Raw genomic sequence first — 13,847 nt, forward strand, 5'->3', positions numbered from 1 at the left:
TTATATTATCTAGAATAATTAATCAATAATATTTTATTGGAATACAATAAATCTCATTATATAATTTAGAAAAACATGGTATCAGAGGTGTGTTATGAAACGAGCAACGACAATTTTCTTAAAAGGGGCCGTAATGGCAATAGGAGCGATTGTATTCATCCTTTGCGTTGTCTGGTTGCCTACCATGGCAAAGCATTCGGCTGATCTTTTTCCCGAATTCGCTTATTTGAAATGGCCAATTCTAATAGGGGTATACTTAACGGCGGTTCCATTTAATTTAGCGCTGTACCAAGCATTTATGCTTTTAACGTGTATTGAAGAGAACTCTTTTTCAGCGAAAGCAATAGTGGCTCTTCACCGAATAAAACTGTATGCCTCATTGATTACTGCCATTTATGTGGCAGGTATAGTATTTCTACTAATCCAAAATGCTCTTCATCCGGGTATTGCTATGGTTGGGATCATTATCAGCTTTGCGTCTGTCACCATTTCCATTTTCGCAGCAGTCCTTCAAGAATTACTGCGAAATGCACTTAGACTAATAGATGAAAACGATTTTTCGGTATGAGGTGAAATAGGAAATCCGACCGAATTCCCGAAAAACCTTCTACTCTATCAACCCCCTGCATAAAGTTAACTATTAAATACTTTATATAGGGGTACTGATGATGTCGTATAAGTCTCGAAACAACAATAGCTTAGTCCCACTAGTATTCGTCTCTATGAAGGCAATCATTCGGGTAGTATTGATCGGTATTGTCCTCATGTACTTGACCGTATGGTTGATCTCATCAACTGCCATTAAATTGAGGGTGGATAGTTTACTGTATTCATCAATGTCGGAACTAGTACCGAAGGAAACGTTTCTTATGTTGTTGTCACAGGAAATGACAGGATTGCGGGTTACGAATGAGGCAGCATTAAACAATGATTTTGATTGGTTGGAAAGTGTCACCAATGTTTCACTCCTTGATCCGCGAAGTTTATTTGGACGGGAAATCCCAGGAATCGAAAATTATCATACTCACATAGCCGTTGCGGGGAAGGGGACTGACATTACGAACCTCCCAAATGAATCACCGGCTCCAACAGAAGATCAGTTGAAGGATCAGGAAATCGATCAGAGCCAAATTGATCAGGCAAACAACAATTCAGGAGACGGAGTTCAAGAGATTGATGAAAAATCCGTCTACATCTATCATTCACACAGCTGGGAAGCGTTCAGCCCGCTAATTAAAAATAACGATTCGAAAGATCCAGCGAGTACCAACGAGAAGGTTAACGTCATTGCTGTAGGGTCCAAATTAAAGCAAGAGCTTGAAGCTAGGGGGATTGGGGCAGTTCAGGATAAGACAGATGTAAACAAAGCACTTAAAGACAAGTCATGGACATATTTTGAATCCTATCAGTTATCAAGAGGACTAGTACAGGAAGCCATCGCCCAAAACGATGACTTAACGTACTTGATCGATATCCATAGGGATTCTCAGCCACGGAGCATCACTACCAAAACCATTAACGGCAAAAACTATGCCCGCTTATTTTTCATAGTGGGAAAAGAAAACAAAAACTTCGAAAAGAATCTGAAAATCGCGAAAGAGTTGAATGCTAAGTTAGAAGAAAAGTATCCCGGCATCAGCCGCGGAGTCTTTATCAAAACAAGAGCAGAAGGCAATGGGGTGTATAACCAGGATCTAACAGAGCGAGCCATGCTTCTTGAGTTTGGTGGAGTGGAAAATAATTTAGTAGAACTGTATAACTCAACAGAAGCATTTGCGGAGATCTTTGCAGAATATTACAAAAAGGATGCCGTCGAGGTGAATGGACAATAAGTAATCAAGAAAAAAGACGTTGGCCGTGTGGTAGACGTCTTTTTTCCTATCCTTGAATAGAGTGGATTCTTGGAATGGCCAAAATCATAATCTTTTCATTCTCCAACGATATCCCAAATAAATCATCCCGATCACCACTGAACCCGCCAACAAAATAACCGTGCCCTTATCCGCATCCAACACATTCACCACCACGAATGCCTCAATTAACAACGAAGGAATCTTTCCCACAGAACTGATCACGGAAAAGGCCACAATTGAAATAGAGCTAAAGGCAGCCGCAACGGTTACCACACTTGAAGGCACAAATGGAACCATACGAAAGAAGAATAGAAGAAATATCCATTCCGTACCAGACGCTTCTTTTAATTTAAAAAAATATTTGTTTGACAGAATCTGATCAATACGGGCAAACTTAATTCCTTTTCGATATAAATAAAAACTAACAATGGCTCCTAATGATTCACCAAGTATGGAAACCCCGATTCCAGGCAACAACCCGAATACGGAAATGTTAAAGGCCGTCAAGAAGACACTCGGCAGAAAACCAAGAATACTGATGACAACATTTATGAAAATACTGATAAAAAAGAGAGACCAACTATCGAGGCCGGTGAATTCGTTCACAAAATGCTGCAGATTGAGGGTCATAGGGTGTATTCCTTCATATGAGAGTGGATTATCATGGAAATATATGTAGTTACATCTAAAACAATCCCATGTCATTTTAGAAAAAGTCTGGACACTTGTCAATGAAACATGAGGAAGAACTGCAAATACCATGATCATGACCATTTGAATGAAACTCAGGAAGCCCCAAACCACTTCCACGGATTGGGGCTCTTGTCAGCTTGTTAACTTTGCACAGTTTTTCCATTGAATCGAGCCTATATCGCTGTGCGGATGGCTTTCATTCTGAATGTATTTAAATTCGTCCTCTAGTTCCTGAAGGGTCAACTCGAATAGCTGTTTGTTTCCTTTTTTGAAAATGTTATGGGCTATCAATTTGTTAATTAATTCATTTCGTCGATTATGAATTGCATCCTGTAGGGTTTTCCCCATTGTGATCACTCCTCTTATAATGTAAACGAGTTGAGGAAGGGTCATTAAAAAAAGCCCGCTTCCCAGTAGATAAGAAGAAGGCTTAATGCAACAAAACTTCAACTCATCTTCCAAGCAAATTGCTTGTGGAATTAGCACAGTGTTCTATGGTATAGAATCTGTTGCTGAGGCATCATCGGGCCATTCCCTCTGCCTCTCTGGATAAGTGTATATAGTCGTAATGAATTACATTCATTATATAGTTGAGTATTCATAGTTGTCAACTTGGTATTAATATAAAATGTGCATAATTAAAGGTAGAATAGGATGTTGAGAGTAAGGTGAAGGAAGAATTGAATGATGAAAAAAACGGTCCAGCCTTGCAGATTATGCTCCTAATTCAGCCTACACCCCTTTATTCACGATACCTTTTCTCAATTCAGACACAGATTTTTTTTCTAATCAACAAAAAACATGATAACCTGTATACATAAACGCAATTATTGGAGTGAATCGTATGAAGACAGTCGTTGTCGTAGGTGGAGGAATTACAGGATTAACAGTGCTGTACCATCTTCAAAAAATGTCCAAAGAACGAGAAATAGATATCAAGTTAATACTCATCGAGCGTGATCACCAGCTTGGCGGCAAGATCAGAAGTGTAAGAGAAGCGGAATTCATTATGGAAGCAGGAGCGGATTCCATTGTGGCCCGTAATGAAGGGGTTCTCCCTTTAGTTGATGAACTGCACCTTAGAGATGAACTTGTCTATAATGAAACAGGCATATCCTACATATATACCAATGGCGAATTGCATAGGATTCCGCATGACACGATTTTTGGAATTCCCATGACCGTTGAGTCTCTTCACAAGAGTACCTTGGTGTCGGATGAAGGTAAGAATGCAGCACTTAAAGACCTTGAAACTAAAAATACACAATTTACAAAAGAAAGTTCAATCGGTGAATTTCTAGAAGCATTCCTGGGTAAGGAATTGGTAGAGAATCAGGTGGCGCCGGTATTGTCAGGGGTCTATTCTGGGAATTTGCATAAACTCACCATGGCTTCGACCCTCCCATACTTACTTGATTATAAAAATGAATACGGAAGTATTATCAAAGGTTTATCTAAAAACAAACAAAAATTCCAAGGGACCTCCAGTAAAAAATTCATCTCGTTTAAAAATGGGTTATCAACCATCATCGAACGTTTAGAAGAAAAATGCTCCAGTACGACAATATTAAAGGGAGTAGAAACAACTAAGCTCCAAAAAACAGGAGACAAATATGTGCTGACTCTTGGTGGTCAAGGTAGCATTCAAGCGGATTATGTGGTATTCGCAACACCTCATGATGTAACCCAAAAGATTCTGACCCATGAAAAACTTGAACCTGATTTTAATAAACTGAAAAACTCTTCACTCATTTCGATCTACCTCGGGTTTAATATTCCAGATGAGGAACTTCCTGCTGATGGCACTGGTTTCATCGTCTCAAAAGGCAGCGAATTAAAATGTGATGCATGCACATGGACGAGCCGGAAGTGGAAGCATACGTCCAGTAACCAAAACCTTTTATTGAGACTTTTTTACAAAAGCACAAACCCTCACTATAAAGAGTTGAAAGAATTTAGTGAGGCAGAACTTGTGAGCACGGCACTCGATGATATCAGGAAAAGTATCGGGATAAACGGAGATCCGATTTCTGTAGAAGTGACGAATTGGAAAGACCTAATGCCAAACTATCATCTTGAACACAGTCGGTCTGTTCAATCGTTAGATGAAACTCTCGCAACCGAACTACCACGTGTCAAGCTGGCCGGAGCATCGTATTTTGGAGTGGGCATAGGTGCGTGTATTAAAAATGGAAAGGAAACAGCTGAATGGATTGTAGATAGGTTGGGGAAGAATGTTTGATTTAGAAATTCAACATTTTCATTTTTGAGAGTAAGATAACTAAAGAAGGAAAAGAGCCTGAGCTTATCCAGGTTCTTTTCCTTTACTTATTTAACATTATAATTGTTTTTGAAATAATCCACTGTTTTCTCTAATCCAGAGATCAGATTATAATTTGGTTCCCACTTTAGATTGTCTAGCGCTTTTGCATTTGATAGGTGACTGTTTAGAATATCTCCTTCACGTTTCGGTTTGTAGTCAGGAGTCAGGGAAGAGTGAAGTTGGTTCGATAGTAGTGTGCAGAGAAGGTTGACGGATGTTTGGGTGCTGGTGCCGATATTGATGATTTGGTTGTCTGCATTTGTGATGGCAAGAAGATTTGCCCGTGCTACGTCATCTACGAAAACAAAGTCGCGTGTCTGGTTACCATCTCCAAAAATGACAGGTGCTTCGTTGCGTAATAATTGTTCAATAAAAATGCTTATTACTCCGCCTTCCCCATCCGAGCGTTGCCTGGGTCCGTAAACATTTGCGTAACGCAGTATGGTGTATGGAAGATCATTGAGCCTATTAAATAGCTTGATATAGGTTTCAGATACTAATTTTGAGGTGCCGTAAAAGGAAATTGGGCTAGTAGGACTATCTTCATGAATAACCTCACTTGTATAACCATATACTGCACTTGAAGAGGAGAAGATGAACTTTTTTACACCGTATTTGGTGCAGTACTCCAACAACTTTACGGTACCTAATACATTGACAGCCGCATCTTCTGCAGGACTTTCCAGTGATTTGGCTACGCTGACTTGGGCTGCGAGGTGCATGACGACGTCAGGTTGTTCTTTCTTGAAAAGCCTTTCAATTTTATCGGATAATAGGCTTTTTCGATATATTTTGACTCCACGTGGCACGTTTTCTTCCCTGCCATTAGAGAAGTTGTCTAAAACAATCGGGGTATGACCTTCAGCGAGCAGTAAATCTACGAGTTGTGAGCCGATGAATCCGGCACCGCCTGTGACTAAAACCTTCATATATGATCCTGGATCAGTTTATTCTCCCTCAAGATGAGTCTCCTTTCTTCATAAATATGTTTGATAGATCTGTTCAATTTTTCTCGTCATTACTTGGCTGGTTAAGTGTTTACGAGCATAGGATTCAGCAGCGTCAGCAAAACGTTCGCGTTCTTCCTTATTCGTAATGAAACGCTTTATTGCATGTGCAAGTTGTTCAATGTTACCAGGTTCACAAAGGATGCCCGTTTCTTCATGCTGAACCATTTCCGGGATTCCGCCACATGTTGTGGAGATGACCGCTTGCCGGGAAAACATCGCTTCCATGACAGATAGCGGAAAGTTATCATTTACAGTTGCTAACACATAGATGTCTGACATTGAAAGAATAGAGGGTATATCATGACGTTTTCCAAAAAAGATTACGTTATTTAGCTTAAGTTCTTTCGCTTGTTCCATCAGTTTTTCTTTCATGACACCATCCCCGACAATCCATACTTCTACATTAGTCAGGTGTTCACGAAGCTTGGACAATGCTTCTAAGAGAATTCCATGACCTTTACGAGGGGACAGTCGGGAGACACACGTCAGGATAATGTTTTCATGATTTTTATGAGGAACTGGTTTAAAATCTATGCCCGTATGAACGGTGGTCATCCTGTCATCTTTTGCACCGAAATCCATTAAGTTAGGTCGAAAGGAATCTGCGATCATTACAATTTCAGTACTTGCCTTTATACCTACTTTCTCAAGTTCAGTAAAATAAGCTTCTTCGATGGATCCTTTCTGAATTTTGTCGAATTTCAAACGGCTTTTCGTAAAGAACCCGTGGGGCGTAAAGAGTAAAGGTTTTTGGTACGTTTGGTTCAAATGACCGAGAATGAAAATAGCAAATAGGTCTTGAGCGTGAATGATGTCATATTGCTGGAGATTTTTTTCTTTGAGAAACAGTTCGAATACATGGAGGTAGCTAAGGTTTTTAATGATTTTTTCATTGACGATTCCGTAGCGGTTGAGCATAAAGTAACGGGCTTCAGAGGCAGCTTGTGGAATCCATTCATCAAGCTGTTCTGAAGTCATGTGGTTAGGCGCTAGTACATCTACACTATGACCGATGTCTTCAAATCCTTTTTTAATAGAGGTAATGTAGTGAGACAATCCACCTGTATGAGGGTATTGAAAAAATGTGACGTATAAGATTTTCATTGGTTTTGAATCGTCACCTCTTGTTTTCTGACCGAATGGTTGGAGGGTGAGAGACTCCTCATAGTCTCTTGCCACTCCATAATACTGATCCATTATGGCCAGAAGAGAGGGGTGAATGTTGAGTGAGGGCATACGACTCAAATTTTCTCATCCTTTCGTTTCTATTTATAGATACCCAGTTCACTTCCCCAAGTTGATATTTTTTCTAAATGGTAGGGGAGAAGCTCGCCGCCTCGGTTGTCGAAGATACGTCTAAGCTGAGTGTGTAATCCTTTTTCCAGAGTTCGCTGAAGATACGCCATTTTGTACAAATGAATAGGTTTGGTTTTAAATTCAATTCCATATTTCTTCATTTCATTCGTATACACGTCAACCGCATGGGTACGAATCTCTTCTCCATTGCTCTGCCAATCCTTCCTGAAGGCCAGTAAAATTTCTACCAGTACAATCATGTCAAACCATGTTGGGGAGAATTTGGCTGATTCCCAATCGATGAATTGAATCGCCCAAGGTTCATTTTTACTTACATCTTTTGAACAGATATTCTGCATATGAAGATCTCCATGAGTAATGGAAAAACCGCTGGCCATTAATTCAGGGAAGAAGTCAGGTCCATTGCTGTACAAATTCTTCAATGGTTTGTAATAAGGTTTAATGATGTCTTTCAATTGCTTATCCTTCTTGGCATCGTCTAAAAATGTGAGGGTATTAGAGATGAATTTTTCCCGGTCTTTTTTCATTTTTATCGAGCTGTAGATGGGAAACCAAGACTGAAAAATGTTTTTTTCTTTCGTGAATTTCCCTTCGTACGTGTGGGCATGAAGTTTGGCAAGGGTTGGGATAATGTAATCAAAGTGCTTAGGTGTGAAGGTAAGCTGTCCCCGGATTTGATGAACAAACTCCATGAATACCCAGGTGTCACTTCCTTGTTTCTCCATCAAGTAGATTTCAGGAAGAAACTCTTTTAAGAATGGGTAGGCTTGGCTGTATACATTGATTTCGACTTCATTTTTGTATTTGGTAGAATGGTAGATTTTAAAGATGATAGGGAAGATGTCTGTTTTTTTCTGTAGTTGAAGCTTATAAATGCTGCTCCTTTTTGTTGATTTAAGGTTTTGGATTGATGCAGCTTGTATGGACACTTTATATCCAAGCGAAGTTGAGAGTTTTTCTTCTATGCCATGTTTTTGAAACATGGCATAGACTTCTTGTGGTGTGTACAATCTAAAGTCACTCCTTTCGTTTTCTTTTCCACGCATTCCACAGGTGAGACGCGGTACTCCTGATAAATGGCATAGGGTCATCAAATGCAAAAAGGGCGAATACCTTTTTCCCTCTGAATCCATTAAAGAAGTCTTTCATGCTCATTTCACCATTCTTTCGTTTTTCAAGAAAGGTGAGGAAGTAACGTACAATGTAAATCCATTGAACCCCGTCGATTTGCTGCAATTGAGGAGTAGGGTGTTGGTCTGTAAGGTACAGAAAATACTGATGGGCAAAATCGACGCCGGAATGACCAGTTAAACTATGGGTCAGCCAGAACCTGGGATTGATTTCAATGAGCTTATATTTTCCATCCCGGGGATCTTTTTTATATTCGATCATGCTAACTCCTTTTAAACCTAATTCTTTCAATAGTGGAACACCCACTTCAACCAGATCAGGAATTCGTTTGCTCACAATATGTGCTCCAGTTCCAAATTGTGCAGGGAACTGATGGTTTTTTTGAAGAGTGAAAAGAGCTTGTAATTCCATATCATCATCAAAAAATGTAGCCACTTTATAGAAACATTGGTTGTCTCCGGGGATGATTTCTTGAATGATAAGCTCTCCAAACTTCCGATAGATAGGAAAGACTGTCTTTAATTGAACGGCGTCCTGGATATGAATGGCCTTTTTATTCACATGTTTTCTGAATTCGTGTCCGAACACAGGTTTTAAAATACAAGGGAATTCTAATTGAGTGATGGCTTCATCAAGCTGCTCTTCGTTGTCTACAAAAAAGGTCTTTGCTGTTGGGATGTTATATTGCAATGCTAATTCATAGGTTTTTTTCTTATCTAATAAATCCATAATTAGAGAGTGGTCTGGATATAGAAACAAGTAGTACTGAGATAGGACGTTTCTGTATTTAGAGATAAAGACGACATAATCATCTGCACCTGCGTATAGGACGGGTCTCTCATCAAGGTTCACCGCTACTCCTTTTAAAAAAGAGAGCAGCTCCTCTTCTTGATGTAAGGGGCTTGGACATACCCCACAAGTGGCAAGTCTTGATTTTCCTTTGGAATAGGGACCTTCTGTATCAAATGCATATACTTCTATTCCTTTTCGAGCAAGAGCATGAATGATACCAACTCCATTTGCGCTTAAGTCAAGGACGACAGCTGGGTGTGATGACATCATTATTCTCCTCCCGAAGCTAACAGATCTTGATAAATCTCTTCAATTCTGTCAACCATGGCTTCGCGAGTGAGGTGGCTCTTGGCATATTGATACGCATTGTTACCCAGTTTCGTTCGCAATGCCTCGTTTCCTATTAAGTTTTTAAGTTGACTGGCTAACTGATTTACATTACCTGGCTCTACAATGATTCCGGTTTCATTATGGTGAATGATTTCTGTAATACCACCACAATTGGTTGTAAGTATCGCTGCACCACTATGCATAGCTTCAATGATGGAAATCGGTAAGTTGTCATTGATGGTTGGCAGAACAAAAATATCCGTTTTGCTTAATATAGAAGGGACGTCATCCCGTTTGCCTAAGAAGTGTACGTTGGATAGTCTCAAGGATTGCACTTGAGCCTCCAGGGATTCACGCATTTCTCCATCTCCAACAATTAGCACTTCAACCCCATTAATTACTCCATTTATTCGAGCAAGAGCATTTAATAAATCTGAATGTCCTTTTCTTGGTCCAAGTCTTGCTATACATGAAATCACAATTTTCCCTCTTGTATTACTCCGTGTTATGGATTTAAAATCGATCCCCGTGTTGACGGTTGTCAGATTTGCAGACTTTGCACCCAGTAAGCTCAATGGATCCCGGAAAGAGTCACTTAAGATGACCATATGAGTTGCATACTCAATGGCTTTTCTCTCAATTTCTTTGTAATAAACCTCTTCCTCAGAACCTCTTTCAATTCGGTTGAACTTGACCCGGCTAAAAGTGAACATGCCATGAGGGGTGAAAAGGAGTGGTTTACCTAAGTCTTCATTAAATCTACCCAATATATTGGCTGTGAATAAATCCTGAGCATGAAGAATATCGTATTTTTCCAACTTGACAGTTTGCATCATCTGCTCATAAATGTAGAGGAGACGGCAGCTTTGAATAATTTTCCCTGTGTACGTTCCATACCGTTCCTTAAAAAAATTCTTTAATTCAGGAACAACCACCTCACGAATTTTCTCTGCTTTGATTTGAGAAAAATGGTTTGGAGCAATGATATCCACTTTATGTCCCAAAGCCCGCAGGCCTTCTCGCAGAGTAGTGATGTAGTTGGAAAGACCACCTGTGTGGGGATAGTCCCAAAATGTCGCTATCAGAATGGATAGTTTCTTTCCGCCACCTTTACCTTTCAGTTTTTTTATCTTTGTTTTGGACTTGCGCTCTTTCTTTTTTCTTTTTGAATCCTTACCTGTATCCCTAGTTTTTCCCGTTAATGGTTTTGCCTTTACTCCATAATGTTTATCGAGTGCAGAAACAACGTAAGGATAGGGAAAATATAGTTCCTTCATTTCCAGACCCTCCTAATGACTTCAAATGCTTCGGCATACGGTACCCCAACCGTCATGCCGCGGACGCTTGCTAAATGTTTGACTCCCTCATAGGAACGCGGATGTGGAAATTCTCTCATTTCGACATCATAATGTTTTAAGGAAGCTATTTTCTGATCAATCACTGTTGAAATGTTCACATAATAATTCGGTTTGAATTGCTTGTCATTTGTCTGGGTATTCCATTCACTTGAGGAAACCGTTTCAAATGTTATCAGTTCAATCGGCTGTGTATTTGGCACCGGACGAACTGCTGTTAATACAGCTTGAAACGTGATTTGGTGATCACGATTCACATCGCCATAATGATGGGTAAAAATCTTGCTAGGTTTATAGATATCTATTAATTTTTCAATTTCTTTTGTAAATAGATGAAGAGCCATCATTTCCAATTCCAGATTTGGATGCTCCAAAAATATAACTTCTTTTATCCCGATTTCTTTGTTTGCTTTCCGGGCAAGCTGCTGAATATGATGAGCTTCTTCTTTTCTTCCGTTTGCTGTAATGATCGAGACGACTCTATTTCCTTGATCCACTAGCCTTTTTAGCGTTCCTGCCGTGCCAAGTAATTCATCATCAGGATGTGCTGCTATGACCAATACAGTTTCTTTCATTCCCTTCACCCCATTCTAATCTCTATTACATTACTATATGTATCCTTCTATATTGTCGAAACAGACACTAGCACAGGGCTAATGTCTGTTTCTTATTTTTTCCTGGCCGTTTGACCAATGCTGATTCCACCGCTGATTATTTGTAAACGTACAAACCCGTCACCATCAATCCATATGAAGAAATCAGGTCCGGCTGTCAAAAATGTTCCTTGCTGAGCAAGTAATTTACTTCCCGCATATACATTGATTTTGTCACCGAGTGTGAAATATTTATTCAAGATCGTTGTATGCGAGTAGTCGTCTTTATCCATGTCATGAGGAGTAGAAGAGACTCGTTTACCAGTCTTTTTATTAGTAGTCTGGTAGAATGGTTCTTTTTTCGTTTGATTAGATGAGATATTGGCGCTTGTGGTATCAAATTCGGGCTCTTTGGTCGTTTTTTCATCGCCTTTTACGGTGGTTTTTGACTTATGACTGTATTTGACTTGGTTTTCAACATTTCTGGTGCGAGAGCTTAGAATCTCGAAATTGGTATCTTTGGGACTCCCGGTAATGATGGTTTTTTCATTAATGATTTTATTAGGCTTGACGTCAGAGCGCTTTAGGTGGTATTTCACTTCTTTAGCTGTTGGCTTAGAGTGTAAAATTTCATATTGAGCTTCAGTAGTAGGTGTGGTAGATATTTTTTCATTCGCTATTCCCTTAGGGGAGTGCTCAGTACATTTGACTTCCTTTTTGACTTCTTTGGCCGGTGGGTTTGAACTTAGGATGTCGAAATTGACTTCAGCAATATTTTTCTTATCTTCATTAACGATCTTATTAGGACGGGAGTCAGTGCGATTCAGTTGGTATTTCACTTCTTTGGCCGGCTGGTTCGAACTTAGGATATCGAAATGAAATTCTGCAGTCTTTTTCTTATCTTCATTAACGATCTTTTTAGGCCGGAAGTCAGTGCGATTTAGATGGTATTTCACTTCTTTGGCCGGCTGGTTCGAGCTTAGGATGTCGAAATTGAATTCTACAACCTTTTTCTTATCTTCATTAACGATTTTTTTGGGTCTTACATCAGTGCGATTCAGATGGTATTTCACTTCTTTGGCCGGCTGGTTCGAGCTTAGGATGTCGAAATTGAATTCTGCAACCTTTTTCTTATCTTCATTAATGATCTTTTTGGGTCGGAAGTTAGTGCGATTCAGTTGATATTTCACTTTTTTGGCCGGCGGATTAGAAATTAGGATATCGAAATTGAATTCTTCAGCCTTTTTCTTATCTTCATTAATGATCTTTTTAGGCCGGAAGTCAGTGCGTTTTAGATGGTATCTCACTTCTTTGGCCGGCGGGTTCGAGTTTAGGATGTGGAAATTGAATTCTGCAGTCTTTTTATCATCTTCATTAACAATCTTTTTGGGACTGACATCAGTGCGATTTAGATGGTAATTCACTTCTTTTGCTGGCGGATTCGTGCCTAGGATATCAAATTCAGTAGAAGATTTTGATTTTGTATTTTTTTGCAGGATTTTTCCAGATGGAATATCTCCTTTTGCTGCGTAGAGGTCTGATGTTTCGTGCGAATTCTTCGGTTGTATTACGTCGGTACCATTCTCCATCGAGAAGTGTCTAGGAATGTCTTTAGCCACTATATCATTCTCTAAAATGGAATGGAGATCCACTTCTTTTTTATCTTCCAATTTTTCATCATCAAGAACTGAATTTAGTTTCTCTTCTTTTTCAATCAAATTAGAGTCACATTTATTATTTTCAATGAATGAACCAGCAGTATAAGTTTGTTTAGGTACATCTGATTTTAAAGAGGAGGTAGGACGCTTAGTTTTCAGTTCATGATCCTTATGATTGTGTGTCTTTTCCTCATGAGATATCTTACCGTTAACCGATTGATCATAGTGACCCTTTGTATAGGATTTTTGTTCTATTTGATAAATATCTTTTCTCGATGGCTTATCCTGATAAAGCTTCTTTTGGATAAAATCATCTTTACTTTTACCTTTGTCAGCTCGGGAATTGGGTGAGTGATTTTTATGAACATGTCGTACTGGTGGCGCATTAGCTTGATATTTTGATTGGTGGAGACTGTTGTTGTGATCTATATAATTGATTCTTTCGAATGATTGAACCTCACGTGATAGTAACCGAGGGCATTTCCCACGTCTTTTACGGCGATGAGGCTTAGATATTCGAGAGATAATCAGGCTGGGTTGATCTTCATTTTGAAGAGTGATGTCGAAGGTAGGCCGCTCAGTTGTTTGTTGATGAGTAGTTTTTACGTTTAAGCTGCTCATCATACTTTGTATGATTTGAGAAACATGAGTTTGATCAATATAAACAGCACTTTGCATTTGATCTGCATAATAAGTTACATGTTCTTTTTCGTGTTTTTGATAGCTCACAAAGATGGATTGATTGTGACAAGGGATCAGAAAGTCATCGTAATAAATGGAGGAAAAGATCCT

12 protein-coding genes and 1 riboswitch are annotated in these 13,847 nt (G+C 39.3%); of the genes, 3 read left to right on the top strand and 9 right to left on the bottom strand.

Features of this window, described 5'->3' with window-relative positions; genetic code table 11:
* The first annotated feature begins 94 nt into the window (after positions 1 to 94).
* Positions 95 to 568, top strand: coding sequence for a DUF2975 domain-containing protein (locus ACCB35_RS10680; RefSeq protein ID WP_374056841.1), 474 nt, complete (start codon positions 95 to 97; stop codon positions 566 to 568).
* A 97-nt stretch (positions 569 to 665) separates the two neighbouring features.
* Positions 666 to 1,832 carry a stage II sporulation protein P gene (gene spoIIP, locus ACCB35_RS10685; protein ID WP_374056842.1) on the top strand — a complete coding sequence of 389 codons (1,167 nt, stop codon included), beginning with the start codon at positions 666 to 668 and terminating at the stop codon, positions 1,830 to 1,832.
* Positions 1,833 to 1,916: 84 nt separating this feature from the next.
* On the opposite strand, the gene ACCB35_RS10690 is transcribed toward spoIIP, so the two are convergent.
* Positions 1,917 to 2,483 carry a TVP38/TMEM64 family protein gene (locus ACCB35_RS10690; RefSeq protein ID WP_374056843.1) on the bottom strand — a complete coding sequence of 189 codons (567 nt, stop codon included), beginning with the start codon at positions 2,481 to 2,483 and terminating at the stop codon, positions 1,917 to 1,919.
* 195 nt (positions 2,484 to 2,678) lie between these two features.
* On the bottom strand, positions 2,679 to 2,894 hold the full coding sequence (locus tag ACCB35_RS10695) for a Fur-regulated basic protein FbpA (RefSeq protein ID WP_374056844.1): 216 nt from the start codon (positions 2,892 to 2,894) through the stop codon (positions 2,679 to 2,681).
* 100 nt (positions 2,895 to 2,994) lie between these two features.
* Positions 2,995 to 3,102: riboswitch (SAM riboswitch) on the bottom strand.
* Between the two features lie 288 nt (positions 3,103 to 3,390).
* On the opposite strand from ACCB35_RS10695, the gene ACCB35_RS10700 reads away from it, so the two are divergent.
* Positions 3,391 to 4,788, top strand: a complete 1,398-nt coding sequence (locus ACCB35_RS10700; protein ID WP_374056845.1) for a protoporphyrinogen oxidase — start codon at positions 3,391 to 3,393, stop codon at positions 4,786 to 4,788.
* Between the two features lie 86 nt (positions 4,789 to 4,874).
* Here the strand turns inward: ACCB35_RS10700 and ACCB35_RS10705 are convergent, their stop codons facing one another.
* The 7 genes from ACCB35_RS10705 to ACCB35_RS10735 form a co-directional block, all read right to left on the bottom strand.
* Positions 4,875 to 5,798 (bottom strand): NAD-dependent epimerase/dehydratase family protein, encoded by a 924-nt coding sequence (locus ACCB35_RS10705; RefSeq protein ID WP_374056846.1) that lies wholly within the window; start codon positions 5,796 to 5,798, stop codon positions 4,875 to 4,877.
* A gap of 48 nt (positions 5,799 to 5,846) precedes the next feature.
* A complete protein-coding gene (locus ACCB35_RS10710; RefSeq protein ID WP_374056995.1) occupies positions 5,847 to 7,115 on the bottom strand; it encodes a glycosyltransferase family 4 protein in 1,269 nt (422 codons plus the stop codon).
* 29 nt (positions 7,116 to 7,144) lie between these two features.
* Positions 7,145 to 8,206, bottom strand: a complete 1,062-nt coding sequence (locus ACCB35_RS10715; protein ID WP_374056847.1) for a hypothetical protein — start codon at positions 8,204 to 8,206, stop codon at positions 7,145 to 7,147.
* A 7-nt stretch (positions 8,207 to 8,213) separates the two neighbouring features.
* Complete coding sequence (locus tag ACCB35_RS10720; protein WP_374056848.1) at positions 8,214 to 9,389, bottom strand: carbamoyl-phosphate synthase; 1,176 nt, start codon at positions 9,387 to 9,389, stop codon at positions 8,214 to 8,216.
* Positions 9,389 to 10,726 carry a glycosyltransferase family 4 protein gene (locus ACCB35_RS10725; RefSeq protein WP_374056849.1) on the bottom strand — a complete coding sequence of 446 codons (1,338 nt, stop codon included), beginning with the start codon at positions 10,724 to 10,726 and terminating at the stop codon, positions 9,389 to 9,391. The genes ACCB35_RS10720 and ACCB35_RS10725 overlap by 1 nt, the downstream gene beginning before the upstream one ends.
* Positions 10,723 to 11,379 carry a PIG-L deacetylase family protein gene (locus tag ACCB35_RS10730; protein WP_374056850.1) on the bottom strand — a complete coding sequence of 219 codons (657 nt, stop codon included), beginning with the start codon at positions 11,377 to 11,379 and terminating at the stop codon, positions 10,723 to 10,725. Before ACCB35_RS10730 ends, ACCB35_RS10725 begins: the two co-directional genes overlap by 4 nt.
* Positions 11,380 to 11,471: 92 nt before the next feature.
* On the bottom strand, positions 11,472 to 13,784 hold the full coding sequence (locus ACCB35_RS10735) for a hypothetical protein (RefSeq protein WP_374056851.1): 2,313 nt from the start codon (positions 13,782 to 13,784) through the stop codon (positions 11,472 to 11,474).
* Between the last annotated feature and the right edge of the window lie 63 nt (positions 13,785 to 13,847).

The sequence above is a fragment of the Rossellomorea sp. FM04394 genome, assembly GCF_041889765.1.
Taxonomy (GTDB): Bacteria; Bacillota; Bacilli; order Bacillales; family Bacillaceae_B; genus Rossellomorea; species Rossellomorea aquimaris_B.